Source organism: Chitinophaga sp. 01L420 (genome assembly GCF_056399985.1).
Genome location: NZ_JBFTSK010000015.1, coordinates 149814 through 174799 on the forward strand (window position 1 = coordinate 149814; position 24986 = coordinate 174799).

General features: G+C 45.9%; 18 protein-coding genes. 16 read left to right on the forward strand and 2 right to left on the reverse strand.

Features of this window, described 5'->3' with window-relative positions:
• The first annotated feature begins 21 nt into the window (after positions 1-21).
• The 13 genes from AC1DP6_RS16670 (at position 22) to AC1DP6_RS16730 (ending at position 19901) form a co-directional block, all read left to right on the forward strand.
• A complete protein-coding gene (locus tag AC1DP6_RS16670; protein WP_477025963.1) occupies positions 22-726 on the forward strand; it encodes a LytR/AlgR family response regulator transcription factor in 705 nt (234 codons plus the stop codon).
• Between the two features lie 51 nt (positions 727-777).
• Positions 778-1368: a TetR/AcrR family transcriptional regulator gene (locus AC1DP6_RS16675; RefSeq protein ID WP_477025962.1), complete on the forward strand. Its 591-nt coding sequence runs from the start codon at positions 778-780 to the stop codon at positions 1366-1368.
• A gap of 38 nt (positions 1369-1406) precedes the next feature.
• Positions 1407-2276, forward strand: coding sequence for an alpha/beta fold hydrolase (locus tag AC1DP6_RS16680; protein ID WP_477025961.1), 870 nt, complete (start codon positions 1407-1409; stop codon positions 2274-2276).
• 73 nt (positions 2277-2349) lie between these two features.
• Complete coding sequence (locus AC1DP6_RS16685) at positions 2350-2940, forward strand: RNA polymerase sigma factor (RefSeq protein ID WP_441577514.1); 591 nt, start codon at positions 2350-2352, stop codon at positions 2938-2940.
• A 479-nt stretch (positions 2941-3419) separates the two neighbouring features.
• The gene (locus AC1DP6_RS16690) at positions 3420-6047 is read left to right on the forward strand and encodes a zinc-dependent metalloprotease (RefSeq protein WP_477055844.1); all 2628 of its coding nucleotides are present in this window, start codon (positions 3420-3422) and stop codon (positions 6045-6047) included.
• A 14-nt stretch (positions 6048-6061) separates the two neighbouring features.
• Positions 6062-9433: a SusC/RagA family TonB-linked outer membrane protein gene (locus AC1DP6_RS16695; RefSeq protein ID WP_477055845.1), complete on the forward strand. Its 3372-nt coding sequence runs from the start codon at positions 6062-6064 to the stop codon at positions 9431-9433.
• 14 nt (positions 9434-9447) lie between these two features.
• Complete coding sequence (locus AC1DP6_RS16700; protein WP_477055846.1) at positions 9448-10782, forward strand: RagB/SusD family nutrient uptake outer membrane protein; 1335 nt, start codon at positions 9448-9450, stop codon at positions 10780-10782.
• Between the two features lie 135 nt (positions 10783-10917).
• Positions 10918-11898: a FecR family protein gene (locus AC1DP6_RS16705; RefSeq protein WP_477055847.1), complete on the forward strand. Its 981-nt coding sequence runs from the start codon at positions 10918-10920 to the stop codon at positions 11896-11898.
• A 39-nt stretch (positions 11899-11937) separates the two neighbouring features.
• The gene (locus tag AC1DP6_RS16710) at positions 11938-15273 is read left to right on the forward strand and encodes a TonB-dependent receptor (protein ID WP_477055848.1); all 3336 of its coding nucleotides are present in this window, start codon (positions 11938-11940) and stop codon (positions 15271-15273) included.
• Between the two features lie 11 nt (positions 15274-15284).
• A complete protein-coding gene (locus AC1DP6_RS16715) occupies positions 15285-16643 on the forward strand; it encodes a RagB/SusD family nutrient uptake outer membrane protein (protein WP_477055849.1) in 1359 nt (452 codons plus the stop codon).
• Positions 16644-16654: 11 nt separating this feature from the next.
• Positions 16655-17866 (forward strand): thioredoxin family protein, encoded by a 1212-nt coding sequence (locus AC1DP6_RS16720; RefSeq protein WP_477055850.1) that lies wholly within the window; start codon positions 16655-16657, stop codon positions 17864-17866.
• A 31-nt stretch (positions 17867-17897) separates the two neighbouring features.
• Positions 17898-18788: an SPL family radical SAM protein gene (locus AC1DP6_RS16725; RefSeq protein ID WP_477055851.1), complete on the forward strand. Its 891-nt coding sequence runs from the start codon at positions 17898-17900 to the stop codon at positions 18786-18788.
• Between the two features lie 84 nt (positions 18789-18872).
• A complete protein-coding gene (locus AC1DP6_RS16730) occupies positions 18873-19901 on the forward strand; it encodes a sugar phosphate isomerase/epimerase family protein (RefSeq protein WP_477025952.1) in 1029 nt (342 codons plus the stop codon).
• A 109-nt stretch (positions 19902-20010) separates the two neighbouring features.
• Here the strand turns inward: AC1DP6_RS16730 and AC1DP6_RS16735 are convergent, their stop codons facing one another.
• Positions 20011-20859 carry a dienelactone hydrolase family protein gene (locus AC1DP6_RS16735; protein ID WP_477055852.1) on the reverse strand — a complete coding sequence of 283 codons (849 nt, stop codon included), beginning with the start codon at positions 20857-20859 and terminating at the stop codon, positions 20011-20013.
• Positions 20860-20924: 65 nt separating this feature from the next.
• On the opposite strand from AC1DP6_RS16735, the gene AC1DP6_RS16740 reads away from it, so the two are divergent.
• Positions 20925-22136, forward strand: a complete 1212-nt coding sequence (locus tag AC1DP6_RS16740) for an NAD(P)/FAD-dependent oxidoreductase (protein WP_477055853.1) — start codon at positions 20925-20927, stop codon at positions 22134-22136.
• A gap of 99 nt (positions 22137-22235) precedes the next feature.
• A complete protein-coding gene (locus AC1DP6_RS16745; RefSeq protein ID WP_477055854.1) occupies positions 22236-22646 on the forward strand; it encodes a hypothetical protein in 411 nt (136 codons plus the stop codon).
• A 92-nt stretch (positions 22647-22738) separates the two neighbouring features.
• Here the strand turns inward: AC1DP6_RS16745 and AC1DP6_RS16750 are convergent, their stop codons facing one another.
• Positions 22739-23536, reverse strand: coding sequence for a FecR family protein (locus tag AC1DP6_RS16750; protein WP_477055855.1), 798 nt, complete (start codon positions 23534-23536; stop codon positions 22739-22741).
• Positions 23537-23718: 182 nt separating this feature from the next.
• On the opposite strand from AC1DP6_RS16750, the gene AC1DP6_RS16755 reads away from it, so the two are divergent.
• A complete protein-coding gene (locus AC1DP6_RS16755) occupies positions 23719-24897 on the forward strand; it encodes a proline dehydrogenase family protein (protein ID WP_477025947.1) in 1179 nt (392 codons plus the stop codon).
• Positions 24898-24986: the final 89 nt, after the last annotated feature.

Sequence of the window (24986 nt, forward strand, 5' to 3'; positions counted from 1 at the left end):
GCTAATACGTAAAATAGCCATATGAAGCTGACTGCTATTGCTATAGATGATGAACCGGTGGCGCTGGCTGTTATTAAAAACCATGCCGCCATGGTACCCTTTCTGGAAATGAAAGGATTTTTTACCAATGCTTTTGATGCCATCGATTTTTTGAGCAAAGAAAAAGTAGACCTGCTTTTTCTCGATATCAAAATGCCGGATATTTCAGGACTGGACTTTTTGTCCAGTCTGCCCTATCCACCAATGACTGTCTTTACTACTGCCTATTCAGAACATGCGGTGAAAAGTTTTGAACTGGATGCGATCGACTACCTGCTGAAACCCTTTTCCCTCATACGTTTTATGAAGGCCTGCAATAAAGCCAATAACCTGTTGCAGCTGAAACAACAAAATGGTACGCCGGTAAATAAGGACCAGCCGGATTACATTTTTGTGAAAAGCGGGTATGAACAATTCCGTATTGTACTAGATGATATCCTTTACCTGGAAAGCGCCGGTAATTATGTCAATTTTATTCTCACTGACCGCAAACTGATTTCCCGTTTATCTATGCAGGAAGCTGTTGACCTGTTACCCATTGCTTCTTTTACACGGGTGCACCGCTCCTATATTGTAGCCAATAATAAAATAGAGCGGGCCGACCGGAGTTCTCTTTACATCAAAAACATCCCTATTCCCATTGGTGCTGCTTATGCGCCGGCAATCGAACGTATCCTGAACCTGTAAACCCAACTTTTTTTTGCTGAATTGGACCAATTGGTCTAATTTGGTGATGCCATGGGAAAAGCAGAAAGAACGAGACAATTTATCATTGAACAAGCGGCGCCTATTTTCAATAGAAAAGGGGTGGCGGGCACTTCTATCAGTGATATTCTGAAAGCAACCAGGTTGGCTAAAGGCGGCGTGTATGGCAATTTTACCTCTAAAGAGGAAATTGTGATGGAAGTGTTTGACTACATCGCAGAAGCCGAACGGCAGCAACTGATGAAAATTACCGCCACCGCCAGCACTTCGGTTGGAAAATTTGAAGCCCTCTTCGACTACTATGCCACGTTTCCGAAAAACCAGCGGGTGGCAGGCGGCTGTCCTATGCTCAATTTCGGCGTGGAAGCAGATGATACCAATCCCGGCCTGAAAAAGAAAGTAAGTGAACTCATTTTATATTATGAGTCGCGCATTGCAAAAATGGTGCAGTACGGGAAGGATAACGGAGAATTTAAACCTGACTGGGACGAAAAACAGTTCGCCGTCCGCATGTTTACGATGCTGGAAGGAGCTATCCTGGTGAGTAGTGTGCTGGGGCATAACAAACAAATGCTGGTAATACTGGACGCTTTAAGGGAAGAAATGAAACAACATATGCTTTGATTTTTTTATTGTTAAAAATAAACCAATCGGTCTAAAATATGCAACACCAGGTTTTACCATTATCACTGCGGATGGCAGGTACTATGCTCTCCATGATGAGTCGTCCTTTTCCAGGCGTAACTGCCAGGTTATTTTACCGTTTATACTGCACGCCACCGGCGGGAAAGCTGCGTGCCACACATGAACAGCTCCGGGACGAAGCCATACGTCAGCCGCTGCAGGTCAGCAGTTATCCTTTTGACGACACCCCTTTGCAAATCACCACCTATCGCTGGGGAAATACCGGTCCCAAAGTGCTATTACTGCATGGCTGGGGAGGCAGCCCTTTCCACTTTAAACAACTCATTACGGCGTTGCTGGCCAACGGCTACCAGGTAGTCACCTACGATGCACCGGCACATGGCCATTCTGGTGGCAAACGTACCAACCTGGTACAGTGGATGCACGTACTGGAACAGGTGATGAAACAGGAAGGGGAGCTGCATGCCATTGTAGGCCATTCCTTTGGTGCATTAAACGCCGCACTCACGCTTTCCCGCAAAGACGTGAGCGTACCCAAACTGGTACTCTTAGGCGCTGCACTGAGTGCCCCCGTATTTTTCGATGAAGCGTTGCGCCTGTTCCGGATTCACCCCGTGGTGATGCCTAAACTGATGACGCTGATCCGTCAACGCCTGCGGGAAGATCTCTCCGAAATGGACCTGCACCGCTATATCAACGGCATCAAAGCCGGTAGTATATGGATTGCGTATGATACCACCGATACCCTGGCTAAATCCACAGAGATAGATGATTATCTGCAACTGTATCCGGCCATACAGTCGCTCCGGATCACTGGCGATGGTCACTTCCGGATTATGCGCCATGAGGCAGTGCTGGCAGGGATACTCACCTTCCTGGCGGCCTAGTACTAGATAAATAAAATTAAAAATCCGGCCGGTTTATCATATCTTGCACGCTTCCCGTTAATTCGCTGGTGATATGCATGGTATGACAGACAAAGAACTGGTTGTTCTGGTGCATTCGCAACCTTTAGAGGCGTTCCGGCTCATATACCAGAGGTATTGGGATCCGCTCTTTAATATCGCCTTTAAAAGACTGCAGGATGCTGAGGAAGCCCGTGATATAGTACAGGAGGTGTTTGTAACCGTGTGGGATCAGCGTACGCAGTTACAGCCACGGGAATCCTTGTTGCCCTACCTGCAGGTAATACTCCGCAACCGCATCTTTAACTTATATGCCCGCAATGAAGTAAAACTGCGATACATTGTAGAAACACAATGGCAGGCCACTTTCGCCCACAATAATGCGGCACAGCAACTAACGCTCAAGGAACTGCAATATATAGTCAATGACGCCATCGCACAGTTGCCACCACGCATGCAGGAAATATTTCTGCTAAACAGAGAAGAACAATTATCACCGGCCGAAATAGCCGAACACCTTTCCCTGTCGGTACAAACCGTGAAAAATCAACTACACCGCGCTACCGAAAAAATGCGCGAACACCTGCGCCGTAAAGTAGATCCTACACTGCTGGTGATCATCATTTCCATTCTCACTGGTAAGTAAATTTTTTGTCATAAATAAAGGAAAGTATGGGCTGCGAATTAAAATTGCCATACAGTGTATGCGTTGCCGTTATACCTGGTTCAAAAAATATTATTGCCTGAAATATCGGTCAGTGGCCTCCTGGGATGTTACCGCTTATCACTTTTATTTAAAAAAGCCCTATTACATATTTTTCTGTAAATAGTTTTCAATAGCTTTGCATCCCGTGGTTAAAAAAATGTTAAACACGCGGAAACAAAATTGCTTGTGAAGATTTTGCCTGTGTCTGTATTTATTTAAACCTGCACGATCTCTTAGATAGCACACATTGTCCTTTGTAGCCCGGCCCTTGCTGGGCTTAACTGTTGGGGTCATTCCCCTGTAGGATTCCTATGCGGCTGCTTCCCGCAAACGGACGCCCTCTTTTATACCAGCAACGTGTCCGGATAATTGTTGCCCCGTATGTAGTATTTAGTATACATCACAATAACGCTCCAACTATGCACGCAAGTTACAGGAAACTGTTATGGTTACTCCCATGTGTAGCCCTTTCGGCACAATGTCTTCTTTCTCTGGAAGCTTCGGCCCAGTCAAAGAAAAAAGGCAGCTGGCTGTTTGGTAAAAAAGCACCCGTGGCAGCAGCAGATACTGCCACTAAAAAGAAACCCGATACCAAAGGCCTGAAACCTTACAAAGAGGTGATTACCGCCGATGCCGTTTCTAAAGATGGACTGTTTAAAGTACACCGCGTAAAAAACGAGTACTTCTTCGAAATTCCCCTGAAACTGTTAGGCAGACAAATCCTCGTTGTAAATAAACTCTCCAAAGTACCGGAGCAACTCAATGATGCCGGCGTTAACAAAGGAATGAACTATGCCAACATGGTCATCTCCTTTGAGAGAGATACCATGCTCAATAAAATCTTCCTGCGTAAACAAAACCCTTTCCTGGAAGTTCCTGCCAATAACGCTATCGCACAATCCGTGGCGGATAACTTTATCCCTTCTGTCATAGAATACTTTAAAATAGAAACCTATAATGCAGATACCACCGCCTTTGTGGTAAATGTGTCGAAAATATTTGATGGCTCTAATAATAGCATCAACAATGTATTTGATGCCATCGGAATGGGTAGTTCTCCTATCAAAGACCTTTCCCGCATCCGTGCCATCAAAACATTTGAAGATAACATCGTTGCCAAATCAGAACTCACGGCAAAAATTACCGGTGTAGAAGTATCTATAGAAACCACTACCAACCTGGTACTGCTAAGCGAGCATCCTATGACGCCCCGCTTCGCAGACAGGAGAGTAGGGCTCTTTACTACGCCCCGCTGGTATTTCAGCGATGAACAACATAAACTGGAAGAACGGGAACTGATTACCCGCTGGCGCCTGGAACCTAAACCGGAAGACTTACAACGCTACCGGAACGGCGAACTGGTAGAACCACTGAAGCCCATTATCTATTACATAGATGCCAGCACACCGGCAAAATGGCGCCCCTACATCAAAGCAGGGATTGAAGACTGGCAGAAAGCTTTTGAAGCCGCCGGTTTCAAAAATGCCATCATCGCCAAAGATGCACCTCTAAATGATCCGGACTTTGATGCAGACGATGCCCGCTATTCTGTGGTAACATACGCCGCTTCTGCTAAAGCCAATGCCATGGGCCCCTCAGTGATAGATCCCCGCTCCGGTGAAATCCTGGAAGCAGACATCATCTGGTGGCACAACGTCATGAGCACCCTGCATTCCTGGGTACGCATCCAAACCGGCGCCATCGATCCGCGCGCCCGCAGCAACCACTTCAGCGATTCGCTGATGGGACACGCCATCCGCTTTGTTTCCAGCCATGAGGTAGGACATACCCTCGGCCTGCAACATAACATGGGCAGCTCCTACGCTTTTGAGGTAGACTCCCTGCGCTCTCCTGCCTTTACCGCACGCATGGGCGGTACCGCGCCATCTATCATGGATTATGCCCGCTTTAACTACGTGGCACAGCCCGGCGATAACGTTACTCAAATCACACCAGCCATCGGCGTATACGATAAATTCGCTATCGGCTGGGCCTATCAGTATACCGGCAGCAAAACGCCGCACGAAGAATTACCTGCACTCAACAAACAGTTACGGGCACACGAAAATGACCGCATGTACGCTTTCGGCGAACAACAGGACATCCGCGATGCCATCGATCCACGCTCCCAGATAGAAGACCTTGGCAACGATGCAGTGAAAGCCAGCCAATATGGCCTGCAGAACCTGAAACGCATTGTACCACAGATTTTAAGCTGGACCCGTGAAGAAGGAGACAACTACGATGAAGCCGGCAAAATGCTGAACAGCGCTATCGGCCAGTGGAATCAATACGCCTATCACGTACTGGCTAATGTAGGTGGTATCTACATTACACCTACCGTATATGGTCAGAAACAAAATACCTACGAACATGTGGAAAAGAAAAAGCAACAGGCTGCCGTGCATTACCTGGTAGCAGAAGTCTTTAACACACCGGCATGGTTATTCAGAAATGATATCTATACCAAAAGCTATCCTATCAAGGAAAGCCCTATTGGTAACATAGAATATGGCGCACTGGTATATGCCAAAAGCCTGCAATCATATGTGTACTATGATCTGCTCCGCGATGAACGCTTATCCCGCATGCTCGAAAATGAAGCAGCCAACGGCAAAACAGCGTATACCGTGTCAGACCTGATGAGCGATATGCACCAGGGTATTTTCGCCAAAACTTTACGCGGACAGGCACTCGACATCTACGAACGTAACAGCCAGAAAGGCTTTGTGGATGCGCTGATTATAAGCATCGACAAATCTGTGGTTCGCACCGACGTGAAGAAATTACAAACGGAAGATCTGCCGGCAGCAATGGAAAATTTCTGCACCTTCTCCTCTCAGCCATCGCTGAAGGAAGAACGCGCCTCCCGTAATATGATGTACTTCGCCGTTAATCGTGTATCCGATGCGGTAAGTGCAAAACGTGGAGAACTGAGCCGCCTGCTGCAATTGCTCAATAGCAAAAAGAACAACGCAGACAGGGCCACCGCAGATCATTACAACGATCTTATTATTCGTATCAACCAGGCTTTAAATAATAAATAATCACCTATCGCTACATGAAAAAAGGTTCATTTTTACTAAAGACACTATGCCTGTTTCTGGCAGTCTGTCTTTCCCCATGGTGGGCGCAGGCACAAAACAGCCCGCGTATTATTAAGGGGAAAGTAGTGGATGCTGTTTCCGGAGAAGCCCTCATCGGCGTTTCCATTTATGCCAGCAACAAAACAATTGGTACTACTACCGGTACCGATAACATCATAGAAAATATCAGCATCGGTGCTATTACCAACGAGAAAGGGGAGTTTTCCCTGAACCTCCCGGATTCCCTGAAAGTGAAACAACTGACGGTGAATTATATGGGGTATGAAACACGACTGGTATCTATTACCGGCAGCAACAACTACCACATTACGTTAGCTACCTCCGGTAAAAATCTGAATGAATTTGTATTCACCGGTTATCAGAATATCCGGAAAAACAGGTCTACCGGCGCAGTGGATAAAATCAACATGGATAAAATAGAGATCGGTGGCGTGATGAGCGTAGAGCAAATGCTGCAGGGACAATTGTCCGGTGTGGCTATCACCAGCCTTTCCGGTGCTCCAGGGCAGGCTGCCAAGATTCGTATCCGTGGTACATCTTCATTACAAGGCACCCAGGACCCATTGTGGGTGATTGACGGGTTACCGGTAGAAGGAACTAATTTGCCTAAACTGGAAGATGCTAAAGCCATCGATCAGCTGTATACCTCTTCTATTGCCGGTTATAGCCCGGGGGACATTGAGAGCATCACGGTGTTGAAAGATGCAGCAGCTACCGCTATTTACGGGGCGCGCGCAGCAAATGGTGTGATTGTGATTACTACTAAATCAGGTAAGAGAAATGAACGCATATCTGTAAACTATCGCAACAATTTTACCTTCACGCAAAAGCCGGATCTGGATCGTCTTAACCTGATGAACAGTGACCAGAAAGTAAACCTGGAACTGGATCTTTTTACCTCCGATTTTACCTACCGGCCAGACAATGGTGAGGTATCCCGCATTTTGAGCAAATATGGTGTAACACCGGAAGAATTGTCTACTAAAGGATTTGATGGTATCAACGCCAATGCCCGCAATGAAATAAATGCTTTGAGAGGAATTAACACTAACTGGAAAGACCAGATATTCCGCAGTGCTTTCACACAGGAACACAGTGTAAATGCCTCTGGTGGCGGTGAAAGAGTTTCCTACTATTTCAGCGGCGGTTATTACGATGAAAAAGGCGTGACCATTGGTACTGGTGCACAACGTTATAACATCACCCTGAAAACAGATTACGACCTGACAGATAAATTAAAATTCTCTGCAGGCATCTTCGCGAATCAACGGTCACAAAATTCTTTTCTGACCAACCGTTCCGGTAACACCAACCCGGTGAATTATTCCAGGCTGGCCAATCCGTATACACAGGTGACCGATAAAGACGGAAATTATGTGTACGATAAGAATATTGTGGGAGATGATAATGTCCTTGATTTTAATGTGCTGGAAGAACGCGCCAATACCAGCAATAACGTGAAGACCCAGGCTGTTAATACCAATTTTAAGCTGGATTACGAAGTGATTCCCCGCCTGCATATCAGCTCCCAGCTGGGTATACAGACAGAGAATGCTACTACGGAACAGATAGCCCTGGAGAATACTTATTTTGTAAGACAACAGGCGGATCAGGCCGTACGCTTTGATCCGGCAACTGGTAAAAAATCAACCTTCTTACCCAAAGGAGGTATCATCAATAACGGGCAGCAAAGCATGCAGCAGTACACGCTGAAAACACTCGCTGAGTACAGTTTTACAGTGAATAAAAAGCATGAATTCAATGTGATGGGTGGTAATGAGGTGAGAAGGATAAAAGATAAAATGGTGACCAAAGTGGGGTATGGTTATGATCCGCAAACATTGACTACGTTACCGCCAAAATACATGAATGATAATGAAGTTAGCGTCCTGTACAGAGACAAGAATCTGTACGTGGAAAATGCCTTCGTATCGTTCTTTGGTACCGGTAGTTATACGTACAACAACCGCTACACGCTGGGAGGAAGTATCCGATTTGATGGTTCCGACCTGTTTGGGGTAGATCCGAAATACAAATACCTGCCGTTATGGTCCGTAAGTGGATTATGGCGTGTGATGGAAGAACCATTTATGAAGAATGTACGTTTCCTCGATATGTTGAATGTACGCGCTTCCTATGGTTTACAGGGAAATATCGACAAAAACACTTCTCCGTTTGTAGTGGGTAAATATATCAATGTGCCTATTCTCCCCGGTGATCCATTGCAGATCATCCAGGTGCTGAATCCGCCCAATGCCAAGCTGAGATGGGAGAAAACTATTAACAAAAATATTGGGATTGATTTTGCAGTGCTGAAGAACAGAATAAATGTGACGGTAGATTATTATGATCGTCATGGTAAAGACCTGATCAATGCGCGGGCATTACCGCAGGAAACGGGCTTCATGACCATGAATGTAAACTGGGCAGAAATGCGCAACAGTGGCATAGAAGCAAGTATCAGCACCCGTAATATTACCCGTAAGGACTTCCGTTGGTCTACCGACTTCAATTTCTCCTATAACAAGAATACTATTCTGCGTGAATCACTGCCGGACAATTCCGATTACCCTTCCAGGGAAGGTAGTGCTGTCGGCACTATCTGGGGGCTCCCATATGCAGGATTGAATGAGCATGGAATGATCATGGTGAATTATAAGGGTAAAACAGAATCACTGTCGGAACTGATGCAATTGCAGGACGATTTTGCCGGTGATCCTGAGCTGGGAGGCTTATTCCCTTACAGCAATCTTACCAACGATCAGATCCGTAATTTATTCACCAATATGGGTACCAGCGAACCACTGTACACAGGTGGTTTGAATAATAACTTTACGTATAAAAGATTTGACCTGTCCATCGGGTTAATGTTTAACCTCGGACAAAAAGTAAAGGTGCAGGCTCCTTATAGTCCAAGTACCTATAACCGCGGAACCAATAGCAGTACCGCTATCCTGGATCGCTGGACCGTAGCAAATCCAAATGGTAAATACCCGGCGTTATTTGGCAACACGGCCGCCACTGATCCTGAGCTGAAGTTGTTGGGACATTGGCTGGAAGACAAGATGTACCAATACAATGCCCTCGGTTTATGGATTAGAGATGGTGGTTATGTAAGGGTGCGTAATATCACGCTGGGCTATCGCCTGCCGGAAGCAGTAGGCAACAAAATCCGGATGAAAGGACTGAAGATTACTGCGGAAGCCCGGAACCCATTCGTGTTTGCTAAAAACTACGATGGCTACCTGGATCCGGAAACCATGGGGAATATCTATGCACAACCTATTCCTAAAACATTCACTATCGGCCTTAATGCCTCATTCTAAAATACGGAAGCAAGATGCGTAAAATAATATATGCCACCGGGCTGGTATTAACGATGGCTGCAATGTCATCCTGTAAAAAGTACCTGGATATTGTACCGGTAGGTTCGGTGATCCCCACAACAGTGGCGGACTTTAAAAAAGAGCTGGATGCAGCCTACCTGTTAGCTGAGCTGGATAAAGGATTATCTTCCTACCGCGGTGATGAAATCACCGTCAATGAAACCCGCAGCCGGGATGTGGATGTTATCAGTAACAACTTTTTGTGGGATGAAAATGGTCCCACCAAGGGGCAGACTTATAATTGGCAAAGTAAGTACCAGAAGATTTTCTACGCCAACCATATCATTGAAGCAGCACCTGCTGCCACAGGTGGTAGCCAGGCACAGAAAGATCAGCTGATCGGAGAAGCTCATCTCATGCGTGCCTATACCTATTTTAACCTGGTAAATCTGTTTGGCAATGCGTATAATGAAACTACCGCCGCTACCGATAAAGCGGTTCCATTGATTACGGAAGTAGACATGGAAAAAGTGGCCCGTCGTAATACGGTAAAGGAAGTATATACACAGATATTGGCAGATCTGGAACAAGGATTGGCGCTGGTAAATGTGGATGATTTTGAGATGTCACAATCTTACAGGTTCAGCAAAACAGCTGCATGGGCCATGGCAGCGCGGATCTATTTATATACGCATCAGTGGGATAAAGCTTTCAATGCAGCCAAAGCCGCGCTGGAAAAAAAGAATGCACTGGTAGACTTCAACAACAGCAATGCATTGCCAACGTTGTACAATTCCATTGAAACGATACAGGCGTACGAGCAAAATTTTAATGTGATAACAATACAAACCGCCTACGTATCCGATAAACTCTTTGCTCTGTACAATACTACCGGCGACTTACGCCCGAAAATATTTTATGGAAAAGATAGCAAAGGCAAAAATACCATTGCTAAAGTTGTTAACAGTAACAGCTACCGGCAGTCTTTCCGCACAGCGGAAATGTACCTCATCGCCGCTGAAGCAGCAGCACAGCTGAATCAGCCGGATGTGGCCCGTAACTACATTAATCAGTTAACACAGCGCCGTCATACACCGGCATTCCATGCTACAGAGCAGATCCGCCTGGCCACCCTGTCCGGCAATGCACTGCTGCAGGAAATTTACGACGAAAGATTCCGTGAGCTGTCCTTTGAAGGACACCGCTGGTTTGATCTCCGCAGAACTACACAACCGGAAATCGTTCATACGCTGAAAGGGAAAACATATACCCTGAAAGCTGGCGATCCCCGCTATACGATACGTATTCCTATGGATGCCGTCGCGAACAACCCGTTATTAAACGAATAAGGTTGTTTTTGCATCCTGTTTTAAAATGCCGTGGGGGAAACCCCGCGGCATTTTACTTTCTACCGAAAAATATTTTTTTACCAGCACTGGTACGATGGAAATAACTCCCTGTACTTAATTCATCAACCACCCACTATGCTCAACTACCGGTATATCCGTTTTTTATTGCAAAAGCAACTGCAGGAGGGCCTCAGCGAGGAAGAGGAATTGTTTTTACAGCAATGGTACCAGAGCCTGGAAACCATGCCGGCAGAAATGCCGTCAACGGCAGAACAGGCCGTTTTGAAACAGCATTCCTGGCAGCAACTGTCAGCTATATACGGACAATCAGCTACTCCACCACCGGCAGCTATCATAAAACGTATCCCGCGCTGGCAGCGCTTCGCATGGCCGGCTGCCGCAGCAGTGCTATTATTAATAGGATTAAAATTCCTTTCTCCTGAACCGCCTGCACCCAAACCGGTTGCCTGGGTATCACTCCAATGCCCGCCCGGAAAACGACTCAAAATGGTGCTGCCGGATAGTTCGGTAGTATGGCTCAACAGTGGCTCCAGTCTGCAGTACAACCCCGACTTCGTACAACAACGCCAATTCAATGTCCGCAACGGAGAAGTGTTTTTTGAAGTAGCCAAAGATGCTGCACACCCTTTTATTGTTAAGACAAAAAGCCTGGCTGTAAAAGTATTGGGCACCTCTTTTAATGTAGCCGCCTATACGAAACTGACACAGGAAAAAGTAACCGTGACTTCCGGTAATGTACAGGTGCTGGATGAGCATCAATGTAATGTAATCCTGGGCGCCGGTCAGGAAATAGTATATAACAGCAACAAAGCTTCTTTCTCCACACAGCTGGTAAATGCCGCCCGCTCCAACAGCTGGCGCAACGGCGATATCTACCTCACCAACGTAAGCCTGGAAGAACTGGCGGTAAAACTGGAAAATATCTACGGCTATGAAGTGGTATTCACGAATAATAAAATGAAGCAATGTATCAACAGCCTGCATTTTAACGATAAAGAACCTGTCACTAAAGTACTGGACCTTCTAAAAATAATAGATAAGATCACCTATACCATTAATAACGGGAAAATAATTATCAGCGGCAAGCCGTGCTGATAATAGCGCCTTACCATTCATACTAAATACCAACTATTTATGAACAATGGATTTTTACCAACCAACATCTACCAACAAAAATGGGTGAAAGTAATGCTGCTCTGCGGGCTGTTATGCTCAGCTACACAGCTGCGCGCCTACGCACAGTCGTACCTGCAAAAGCAAACAACCATTGCTTTCAGCTACGAAACTATTGCTTCCTGCCTGAAGAAATTGCAGACGAAAAGCGCTATCAACATCTCTTACAATGAAAGTGATGTAAAAAAGTATTCTGTTAATACACTCGACTTCAGAGACGCGGGTATTACCCAAATCCTGGATCAACTGTTGAAAAATACCGATCTGCAATACCGTAGCATGAACGATGGTATCGTTATTTTCGTGAAAGCGGAAAATACAGCACATGCCGCCATGCGCACCATTTCTGGTACGGTCAACAGCGTGAAGGAAAAAGGCCCTGTACCCGGCGCTTCTGTGCTGGTAAAAGGTACTTCCCGTGGTACCGCCACCAATGAAAAAGGAGAGTTCACTATTAAGGTACCCGCCGACAAAAATATACTGGTGTTCTCCGCCATCGGTATGCTGTCGCGCGAATTGGTAATCACCGGCGAAACTATGGACGTGCAACTGGCAGAAGATGCCAGAACACTGGGCAGCGTAGTAGTGGTAGGTTACGGACAGGTTAATAAAAAAGACCTCACCGGTTCTGTATCATCCATCAAGACAGATGATATGAAAAAAATGAATACCACTTCTTTCGATGCAGCACTGGCCGGACGGACCGCTGGTGTGAATGCGGTGAAGTCTACCGGCGCACCAGGTGCGGTAGCCAATATCCGCATCCGCGGAGGTACTTCTGCCTATGGTAACAATGAACCCCTGTACGTGATTGATGGTGTGCCTGTGGAAGTAGGTAATGGCCAGGGCAATAAGCAATATGCCGATGATGTATACAGACAAATATCACCACTGGCTAGTATCAACCCGGAAGATATTGAAAGCATGGACATCCTGAAAGATGCATCTGCTGCGGCCATCTATGGCTCCCGCGCGGCAAACGGTGTAGTGATTATCACCACCAAACGCGGACGTTCCGGTCCCAAAGCAGATATCTCCGTTGGGTACACCGCTTCTGCCGATAATTTTGCTAAAAGGTATCATATGCTGAATGGCGCGGACTACCTGAAAACAGTACAAACTGCCTATAAAAATGGAGGTAAACCTACCCCCAAAGATTCTATATTGTATCCCGGCACCAGCACAGACTGGCAGCGACTGGTCACCCGTACAGCAATGACTAACAATGTATACCTGAACATCAACGGAGGTTCCAATAATGGTAATACGCTGTACTCTGTTTCCGGTAGCGTGACAGACCAGGCTGGTGTTATCAAAAACAGTGGCTTTAAACGCTATAACCTGAGAAGCCGCCTGGAAACGACCCTGTTTGATCGTTTACGCCTAGGTACCAACATGAACTACTCCATGATGGAAAGCACTACTGGTACCGGGTATTATACTATTATCCGTTACCGCCCTGATATTCCCGCTTATGATAGTCTGGGCAGATATGGTGCAACACCAGATAGCTCCCAGTCCAATCCGGTGGCACAATTAGCCCGTAGAAACCGTAACAGAAGCCAGAATATGATGATGTCATTTTTTGGTGAAATTGAAATCGTGAAAGGATTAAGATGGCGTTCCGATCTCTCTTATAATATTATAAAGGGAGATATGCTGAACTATACCCCTTCTTCTGATGTGTTTGAAATCAGGAACAACCGGACTGGCTCCAGGGAAGATTATTCCAACAACAGCTCTTCCCGCATTTTTGATAATACCCTCTCTTACCTGAAGAGCTTTGGCCAACACAATCTGAATACGGTAGCAGGGATGTCATTTCAGCAGAGCAAAAGTGATTTTGCCACTATCAAATCCAATAACTTTTCCGATGATGAATCACTGAACCACTTAGGTGGCGCCAGCATCCTCAATACCTGGAGCAGTGGCGGTACGATCAGCGGATTACAATCTTATTTCCTGCGTGCCAATTATAATTTCGCAGGTAAATATTATTTCACCTTCACCGGTCGTGCAGATGAATCCACTAAATTTTCTCCGGGCAACCGCTGGGCATTCTTCCCATCTGCAGCACTGGCCTATCGTTTAACGGAAGCTGGTTTTATGAAATCAGCTTCCTGGCTGGAAGACATGAAACTGCGGGTATCCATAGGCAAAACCGGTAGTGCTAATTTCTCCGATTTCCAGTATACTACCTTGTTTACGTCCGGTAGTTTCTACAACAGGAAAAACGGGATGATCGTTAACGACGTTCCCAATCCGGATATCCGCTGGGAGTCTACCAATCAACTGGATGCTGCCGTTGACTTCTCCATGTTTAAAGCAAAATTAAGAGGTACTATCGGGTACTTTAAAAAGTATACCCGTGATATGATTCTCTATCGCAGCATTACCATGGAAACAGGTGCGGCGCAACAATATTACAACGTGGGAGACTTCTCCAACCGTGGCGTGGAAGTACAGATCGGAAGCGATGTAATCCGCCATAAAAATTTCAGCTACATCACTGATGTAAACATCACGCGTATACGTAGCCGCGTAGAAAAACTGAATGGTGGCTTCGACCTCAACGGCGTACTGGTTGAAGGGCGAAGCATGGGGTATATGGAAGGATTTAAAACAGCCGGTATCTTCCAGTCACAGGCAGAAATTGATGCTCTCAACAAAACCGCCCCGGATGGTTTTTACCAGGCATCCAAAACCGCTCCCGGCGATCTTAAATTTGTGGATGTAAACGGTGATGGCCGCATCACAGATGAGGATCGTGGCATCATCGGAAAATCAGAGCCTGATTTTTACGGTGGATGGAATAACATTGTGCGGATCGGCAAATGGGAAATCACTGCTTTCTTCAATTTCAGCATTGGTAACTCCCTGTATAATAAAGGTCGTAAAGACATGCTATTATTTGCCAGCAATACCAGTAACTATGCAAAGGAAATTTTAACGAACTCCTGGTCGGAATCCAATAAGGGCGCAAATTTACCCCGCCTGGTCTCGGGTGATCCCAATCAGAACGGACGTGACTCCGATTTCTTCATTGAGAAAGCCGGCTTCTTTAAACTGAAAAATTTACAGATCGCTTACCTCTTTAATACACCAGCACTGAACCGCGTTCGGATCAATAATATTCGTGTATTCCTGACCGGTAGCAACCTGCTTACTTTGACGCCATATAAAGGGCTGGATCCGGAAGTGAATCCTGCCGGCGCCGGCAATTTTGCGCAGGGCTATGATTCCAATATCTATCCGCTGACCCGTTCATTTACCGCAGGTATTAACGTTAATCTGTAAACGAAAAGATCATGAAACAATATATTATTGCTACGATAGTCACCTCTTTTTTATTCGCTTCCTGCAAGCTGGTAAATGTAACCGATGTATCACCGGTTAACCAGCTGGAAGATGCTAACGCGATTACTTCCGTAGAAAAAGCACAAAGCGCTTTATACGGTACTTATGGTATTCTGAACGGCACCGGTTTAGCCTTTAACTACTACATGCCGGCGGCTGCCAGTCTGATGGGACTCACCATGGACCCGGCGCAGGATGGTTTCGATTTTGCAGACAATAATGTTCCTACCAGTAACTATTGGCTGGAAAGTATGTATACCGGCGGTTACAAAATGATTAATATGAGCAATCATATTATTACCAAAACCACAGCGCTTAGCGGCAGTGACCCACGTAAAACGAGGATCATCGGAGAAGCGAAGTTCCTGCGTGCTATGAGTAACTTCTACCTGTTGCGTTTGTTCGGAGAATTTTACGATACTACCTCTGCTTATGGATTGGTGTTGCGTGTGGATCCGGTAAAGGATGCAGAAGCCATTCCCCGCTCCGGTGTGCGTGCCACCTACGACCAGATCAATAAAGACCTGGATGAAGCAATACTCGAAACGAATGAGTTTTCCAGTACCTTTTATGCTTCTAAAATAGCCGCACGGGCACTGAAATCAAAAGTATTGCTCTATCAGCAACGATACGCGGAAGCCGCTGCTATGGCCAAACTGGTAACCACGAGCAGCCAGCGTAACCTGGAAGATACTTTTAAGACCATCTTCTCCAAAAAAATAAGAGATACAAAAGAGGTGATTTTCCAGACCCCGTATGATGCCGGCACCAACATCAATAACAAGTGCTATGCATTTAATACCTGGTTTGTTCCTTCTGCTTATTACATCGCATTTATGAAAGGCGATCTGCGGGATTCCATGGCTATCAGGGTTACAGGTACCCGCGTGAGGAACGGTAAGTTTATGGCCGGCCAGGTAGATGGTGCTCCTTCCAACTCCGATACAGAATATTTTATCCGGTTGGCAGAACTATACCTGGTACAGGCAGAAGCAATTGTGAGAAGCGGTGGTTCGCTGGATGAAGCCAGGGCTGCGCTGAACAAAGTACGTAAACGTGCACAGATGCCGGATGTAACGATCAACGATAAAGCCGGTTTGCTGAATGCCATCCGTGAAGAGAAGATCCATGAACTCGGCGCGGAGAGCGGAGAAGAATGGTATGATCTGGTGAGATATGCCAATAGAGGCGAACTGGATATTAAAACATTTAAACCGGCCTTTATGGGTAAGCAACGATATATCCTGCCTATTCCATTGAAATCTATTCAGGCATCCGGTAAAGTAGTGGTACAGAATCAGGGATATTAATAAATGAATGTATGAAGAAGATATTTTTGTTAAGCGTGCTATCGGTGAGTTTATCGCTCAGCTGGTGCATTACCACACAGGCCCAGCAAAATGAGTCGGGCATTGTATTTCGTAAAGATGCTTTTGCGGATGTATTAAAAGAAAGCGCCCGCACTGGTAAGCTCGTGTTCATTGACTGTTATACCAGCTGGTGCGCTCCCTGCAAGTGGATGGAGAAGAATGTATTCGTAAATGATACGGCTGCCACCTATTACAATGATACATTTATCAACTACAAAATTGATATGGAAAAAGGAGAGGGACCTGCACTACGGGAACGTTACAACGTACAGGTGTTTCCTACCTATCTGTTTATCAACAGCAAAGGTGAACTGGTGCATAAAGCTACCTCCCGGATGGAGTTACCCGAGTTTATAGAGGAAGGAAAGAAAGCCCTGGACCCTGCTCGTTCCCTGGCTTCCATGGAAAAGGCTTTTAATAGCGGTCGCCGCAGCAAAGAGAATTTGCTGGCATATGCGTTGGCGTTACAAAAAACAGATCGCAACAAAGCAGATACGGTGAGTAAAATGCTGATCGCACAGCTAACGGATGCTGATCTGCAAACTCCCCTGGGATGGCAAACCATTCAGGCTTTTTCCTGGGATGAAAATGAAAAACTTGGTAAGTATTTCACCGCTCACGTAAAGGAATATACGAAGAAGTATGATGCAGCAGCAGTGAACAAAATGCAGGAGCGTTTACTGAGCACTACACTATATGGCCTGATCCGTAAAAAGGATAGCACCGCTTTTTATGCCCGTTTGTCTCCCTGGTTAAACACCACAGATGCCGGCTTACAAAAGAAGGCCCTGATGATGGAAGCAGAATTTTACCTTACTACTGCCAACGTGAAAAACTTTGTAAAAGTAACAGACAAAGGATTAGCTGGCGTGATGCAAACGGACGATGCAGGCCTGAGTTTCCTCGCCCGTCGTTGTCAGTACCAGGCTGCCGGTGACAAACAATTCCTGCAGCAAGCTTACAAACTGGCAAAACGCGCTGCGGTGATAGCTCCACGGGAGTATAGCAACCAGGGCACCCTCGCGAAAATATGCCAGGAGCTGGGCAATAAGCCGGAAGCGCTTGAAGCAGCAGAAGCAGCCTACCAGCTATCATTACTTGAAACCTCTAAAATCCAGAAGATCGCACAAAAAGAACTGGATGAGATAAAAGAGATGAAATAAAATACGGACCTTCGGTGACATTGCTTTAAGTATGCCCAGGTATATTACAGTGACGTCACTGCTGAATAAAACAAAGAAAAGAGATCCGTGGTTTCTGGACGATTATACTATTAATCCGTACAGTGGTTGTACATTCAACTGCTTGTACTGTTATATACGCGGTAGCAAATACGGTATTAACATGGCCGAGAAGTTGTCGGTGAAGGAAAATGCTTTAGCCATCCTTCGCCGGCAACTGGCTGCCAGGGCCCGCAAACAGCAACAGGGTTTTGTTGTATTATCTTCTGTTACGGATGCGTATCTACCCATAGAAGAGAAAGAACAACTAACCAGAGGCATCCTGGAGCTACTGCTGGAATACCGGTTTCCGGTGCATATCATCACCAAATCTCCCCTCGTACTGCGTGATCTGGACTTACTCCGGCGCATCAACGAAAATGCCATTTTACCCCCTGATATGGCCCAATATCAGCATAAGGTTTTTATTACTTTTTCTTTCAGCACCATTGATCCGGTAATCGGTAAACAGTTTGAACCAGGAGCACCTGATCCTGCAAAACGATTGCTGGCTATGCAGGCATGCGCCGATGCGGGATTTATGACGGGCGTGAGCTTAATGCCGCTGCTGCCTTTTATCACAGATGTGCCGGAACAACTGGCACGCATGTACGCTGCTTTTCAGCAACACAGTGCCCATTATGTTTTCCCCGCTTCCATCACACTATGGGGCGAAGGCGAGGCCGATAGCAAGCAACTCGTATTACAGGCTGTAGCACAATATTATCCGCAGCACCTCACCAATTATCAGCGACTGTTTGCACATAACAACAGCGTGCCGGCGGCCTACAACAGCGCATTACAGGCAGCTGCAGYGGCAGAAGCCACCCGTTATGCATTACCCGCTCAGATCCCTTTTATATAAGGCTTTCAAAATTTCACCTGTTGAAACTTGCTTTCCCCCTTGTAAAGCAATATTTTAGGAGAGCAAATTTTAAAACCCACGGATATGAGTAATGTAAACAACCGCAGACAATTCCTGCGTCAAATGGGATTATACACGATGGGAATCGGTATGTTACCCGCTGTACTGGCTGCCTGTAATAATGGAAAATCCACCCGGGAAGGGACGAAAGACAGCTCCGCAGCTCCCGGAGCAGGCGAGGCCGCTGCCAAAGAACTTTTCTTCAAAATATCGTTGGCGGAATGGTCTTTCCACAAAGCATTGTTTGCTGGTAAAATGAACCACCTCGACTTCGCTTCCCGCGCTAAAAATGAATTCGGTATCCAGGGCATTGAATATGTAAACCAGTTTTTCAAAGACAAGGCAAAGGATCAGTCATACCTCGCCGAAATGAAAAAACGCGCGGATGACCTGGGTGTACGCAGTGTGCTGATCATGTGCGATGGGGAAGGAGAAATGGGAGATCTTGAGGTGAAGAAAAGATTGCAGGCAGTAGAAAATCATTACAAATGGGTAGAAGCAGCAGCCTTCCTGGGCTGTCATTCCATCCGTGTAAATGCTGCCGGAGAAGGTGCGCCGGAAGAAGTAGCCAAAGCAGCAGCCGAATCATTAACCAAACTGGCCACATTTGGCAAGGAACATAACATCGGTGTTATCGTGGAAAACCATGGCGGGATGTCTTCCAACGGCAAATGGCTGAGTGGCATCATGAAAACGGTGAACATGCCTAACTGTGGCACATTGCCGGATCTTGGTAACTTCTGCATCAAAAGAACCAAGCCGGAAAGTAACACACCGGAAGCCTGGGCTAAAACTACCTGCCTGGAAGAATACGATCGTTACGAAGGCGTAACAGAGCTGATGCCTTTTGCCAAAGGCGTGAGCGCTAAAACCTACGACTTCGATGATGCCGGTAATGAAAAGACTATCGACTATACACGCATTTTGAAGATTGTAAAGGATGCCGGTTTCAATGGCTTTATGGGCATTGAATACGAAGGTGAAAGATTATCTGAAGAAGAAGGGATTAAGAAAACAAAAGAGCTGTTGCTGAGAGTAGGCGGAGCGATGTAAAGGGTTTTAGCTTTTAACCATTAGCTTTTAGCAAAATGCAGCGAAGAACATAGTATATATGTTTCCCTTCGCTGCATTTTGCTAAAAGCTAAAAGCTAATGGCTAAAAGCTAAAACCCCCTAAACGCTTTCTTAAGGAATGCCAACGCATGTATGTAAGCATCCTCCGTAGCAGCACTGTTAAAAATAGGATTACTTGGGTTGGCAAAACCATGATCTGCATCATAACGTTTAACCGTTAACGTTTTTCCCGCAGCCTGCATATTTTTTTCAAATTCGTCTACTACCTGGGGCGTAATACCTTTGTCTTTATTACCGAAGATACCCAGCACCGGAGCTTGTAAAGTGCGCAATTGATTCACGTCTTTTTCCGGCATGCCATAATACATCACCACACCAATATTTTGAGTGCCTGCCAGTAATCCCGACTGCAGTGCAATACCTCCACCAAAACACCAGCCAATAGCCGCTATTTTCGCTGATTTGCCGGCATAGGCGATAGCGCCCCGCATAATGGCGCCTAACCGCTCCCTGGTGGCTCCTTGCATTAATTTGGCCGCATCCTCGCGGTTAGTAGCTACCTTCTGATCATACATGTCTACCGCCAACACATTTACTTTCCCTCCCAGGTCATTATATAATTTTTCAGATTGCTTTTTGATGTAGTCGTTCAATCCGTACCACTCCTGGTATACCAGCAGGTATTGATCGGTAGCTGTTTTGGCTTTAAACAGGAAGCCATGTGCAGGTGTGCCGTCGGTAGTGTTGAACGTGATATTGGTACCGGTAGTGCCCTGGTACGTATAGGGTAACGGATCTTTATGTGCCATGCGGAAATCTTCCCGGTTGGCGAGGGTGGYAAATTCCGTTACCGCGTCTGTATGACAACAGGGAGCTGTTTGTGCAAAAGCACTCGCGGCCATAAATAGTAATGCGGTTACGAAGGACAGTTTTTTCATAACAGTTATTTTTGGTGAGTAGAAGTTACGAATTTCTTTGGTGTAGGTTTTGTAAAATCAGTGATATGGATCTTCAGTCAGGTTACCCTTATTCACTCATCCGTAATGGCCTTCCATTCAATTACCCATGGCTGGAAGCCGATATTCGTACAGACGTGGCAGTAATAGGCGGTGGTATTTCCGGCGCTTTGGCCGCCTATGCTTTAACACGCGCAGGTATATCTACCGTAGTGGTGGATGCCCGCACAATCGGGTTGGGTAGCACCGCCGCGAGCACTTCCCTGTTGCAGTATGAAATTGATACGCCTTTATATAGGCTGCAGGAAAAGGTCGGCATGGCCGCCGCCAGCAGGGCATATGAACTATGTGCGGCATCTATCGGGGAACTGGAAAGTATTTGTAAAACCCTGCGGTTTCCTCATTTTGAGAAGAAGCATAGTCTTTACCTGGCCTCTTATCGCAAAGACGTGGCGGGGCTAACGAAAGAATACCAGGCCCGTAAAGCCCTGGGGCTGAAAATGGACTGGTGGGACGAAGGCATGGTAGCAGATAAGATGGGCTTTACTGCACCGGCGGCCATCTACTCACATACGGCTGCACAAACCGATGCCTACCTGTTGTCACATGCGCTGCATCAGCATAATATCCACCACGGTGGGGCGGTATATGACCGCACTGCGGTGGTGGATATGGAATTCCGTCCACGGAGTGTGGTACTGAAAACCGCATATGGGAAACAGATTACTGCCCGTTACCTGGTGATTGCCACCGGCTACGAAGTATTGCAATATATAAAGCTCCCCCTGCTGACGCTGAATGCTACCTATGCCGTGGTTAGTGAACCTAATCATGCCGTGGAGCAATGGTACCAGGACTGCCTGATCTGGGAAACAAAATCTCCATATCTGTACATGCGCGTTACCAGCGACCACCGGGTGCTGATAGGAGGGAGAGACGAACCTTTCTATAACCCTACCAGGCGGGATAAACTGATTCACCGCAAAGCGGTGGCCCTGGAAAAAGACCTGCATAAAAAATTTCCGGAACTCCGTTTTCGGCCGGAGTTCAAGTGGTCCGGTACTTTCGGGTCTACGGAAGATGGGTTGCCATTTATCGGTACTTTTGCACCAATGCCGCATACCTACTTTGCACTGGGCTTTGGTGGCAACGGCATCACTTTCAGCCAGATCGCCGCCAACATTATTACAGATCTTATACAGGGAAAGAAAAATCCCGATGCGGATATTTTTTCTTTCAACAGAAAAATAAGAAACTAACGGTAACGTATATACTAATAATAATTAAATCCGTGCAGGTTTATAAAATCAGCTGTATATTACAATCTGCATATTGACCGTCTGTAAATTTAAAATAGAATGGCAAATTCTTTTTATTCCTATCTGGCATTTATACTGCCAGACTCTAACGCAAATATCGACACGCTGAAAAACGCTTTAACCGACTTCTATTCAGAGCCGGTGATCGAGAATCAGCCAACAGTCAGCATGAATGAGAACGAAATCACGGTACGTTTTGAGGACGACTACACTTTTCATATCGTGTTTTCAAACGATGCGCATGTAAATGTAGAAGCCAGGGAACTGGCAGAAGAGCAGGCATTGGACTGGAATGAGGCCGCCTTTGATAAAGTGGGGTTGGCGCAAAGTACCAGTCGTTTTGAGATCTGGGGGGAGGAGGATTATGACATGGACTATTTTAACGATAGCCTTTTTATTATACGGAAGATAGAAGAATTTAACAGGGTTATCATCTTTCAGAACAACTAGACAAAAACTGAAAAGACAAGCGGACTCCCAATGCTTCTGAGAGTTCCGCTTGTCTTTTCAGTGAAAATGTATAACTAACGTTAACGGATATACTAAAATGTAATCACTGCTTTATTGTTGGTGATTTTATATTTGAAATGTTGTTGTTCGCCCAGGTTACGCAATACATCTTCCAGGGTGGCATTAAAAAAGCGGGCGTCTGTGATCACAGGCGATTTGGAGGCATCTCCCTTCATTTCTATTTCTACACCAAACCATTCTTCCAATACCCGGCTCAGTGTCATTGGATTGGCATTTTGAACGTGAAGCGTATCTGACAACCAGGTTTCCAGTTCTTCCGGATGATAGGTTTCTTTTTCCATCAGGTCTATTTCATTATTGGCCAGGATCATTTGTCCGCGTTCCAGTATTTCCGGTTGGTTATCGGTAGTGGAATGATAGGATTTTCCTACCCGGATTTTCCCGGTAAGCAGGTATACGGTGGCGCCATGTTGACTGGCAAAAGAACGCATTTTGAAAGAAGTACCTAAGACGGTTGCTCTCAACTTATCACTGGTTACCGTAAAAGTATCGGTAGCAGGGGTGACATTGAAAAAAGCATCGCCATCCAGTATGACGGCACGGTTGCCCTGCAGATAGTTCTCCGGTACTTCCAGCACAGAGGCAGAATTGAGGATCACCCGGGAGCTGTCCGGGAGAGTTACCGGTGTCCTTTGGCCGGTGGTGCCCTTATAGGAAATATACTTAACGCCCGGTGTTTTCAGGTTCACAGTAGCGGCTTCCGGCGCTTTTGGCTGGCAGCCGGTGAATACTATTCCCCCCAGTAGAAACAGGATAAAAGTCTTTTGCCAGGTGRCAGTTTGGGAGATAGTATCAGTTTTAAATAGCATATTCCGGGAATTTTGTATGTAATAGAAAAGACCTAAAAGTAATAAAATAAACAGCGGTAAACAGGTATGCTTAAACAATTTATGAGAAGCAATAGACAATATCTGATAACGCTGTTAAAAAGATATGCTGATATTATAATGATTTTTGTTTAAAAGGTGGACGCACCCTAACTTTGCGGCCCATGGAAAAGCAGCTACCTTTATCATTTGATAATACGGCTATTGCATTTGAGGCAAAGACCGACAAAGCACTGAAAAAAGCCAACTTTCTCTTTAGTAATATAGGGAAACCCTGGTTGGTAAAATTCGGTTCAGTGATGACACCCATCGCATTTAAACTGAGATTACCCATTAAAGGGATTATCAAAAAAACTATTTTCTCACAGTTCTGTGGTGGCGAAAGCCTGGAAGAAGCGGCTACGACTGCATTGCAGTTAGGCAACTATCATGTCGGCGTTGCGTTGGATTATGGGGTGGAAGCCATGGAAGGTGAACATAGCTATGATGCTGCTGTACCAGAGTTTATCCGGGCTATCCAATACGCAGGTAGCAGACCCGACATTCCTTTTATAGCCATTAAAATAACCGGTTTTGCCAGGTTCGACCTGCTGGAAAAGGTGCATCGTAAAGAAGCCTTATCCGCCGCAGAACAGGAAGAATATATCCGTGTGCGTAATCGCATCTATGCGATTGCGGAAGCTGCCTCCAGGCATAACGTAGCAGTGCTGGTGGATGCAGAAGAATCTTGGATTCAGGATCCGGTTGACGATCTCACAGATGAGATGATGTCTTTATTCAACAGAGGAAAAGTAGTAGTATATAATACTTTCCAGATGTACTGTCACGACCGTTACAACTTCCTGCAGGTATCGCTGCAGAAAGCAGAAAGAGAAGGGTATCTGCTGGGAGCAAAGTTGGTACGTGGTGCATACATGGAAAAAGAAAATAAGCGCGCCGCAGAAAATAATTATCCTACACCAATACAACCGAGTAAAGAAGCCACAGACAGGGATTATGATGCTGCAGTGAAATACTGTCTGGATCACCTGGATAAGCTCGCAGTTTTCATTGGTACACATAATGAAAACAGCTGCATGCTGGCCGCCCGTATGCTGGATGCAAAAGGCATTATTCACAATCATCCGCATGTTAGCTTCTCCCAGTTGCTGGGTATGAGTGATAACATCACCTTTAACCTGGCACATGCCGGCTACAATGTCAGTAAATATCTGCCTTATGGCCCGGTAAAAGAGGTAATGCCTTACCTGCTTCGCAGGGCGCAGGAAAATACTTCCATCGCCGGACAAATGGGACGAGAACTGGCCCTGATCAGAAAGGAAATGAAGAGAAGGGGAATTTAAATAGCTATTAGCCATTAGCTTTTAGCTTTTAGCAAAAATGCAGCGAAGAACATAGTATATATGTTTCTCTTCGCTGCATTTTTGCTAAA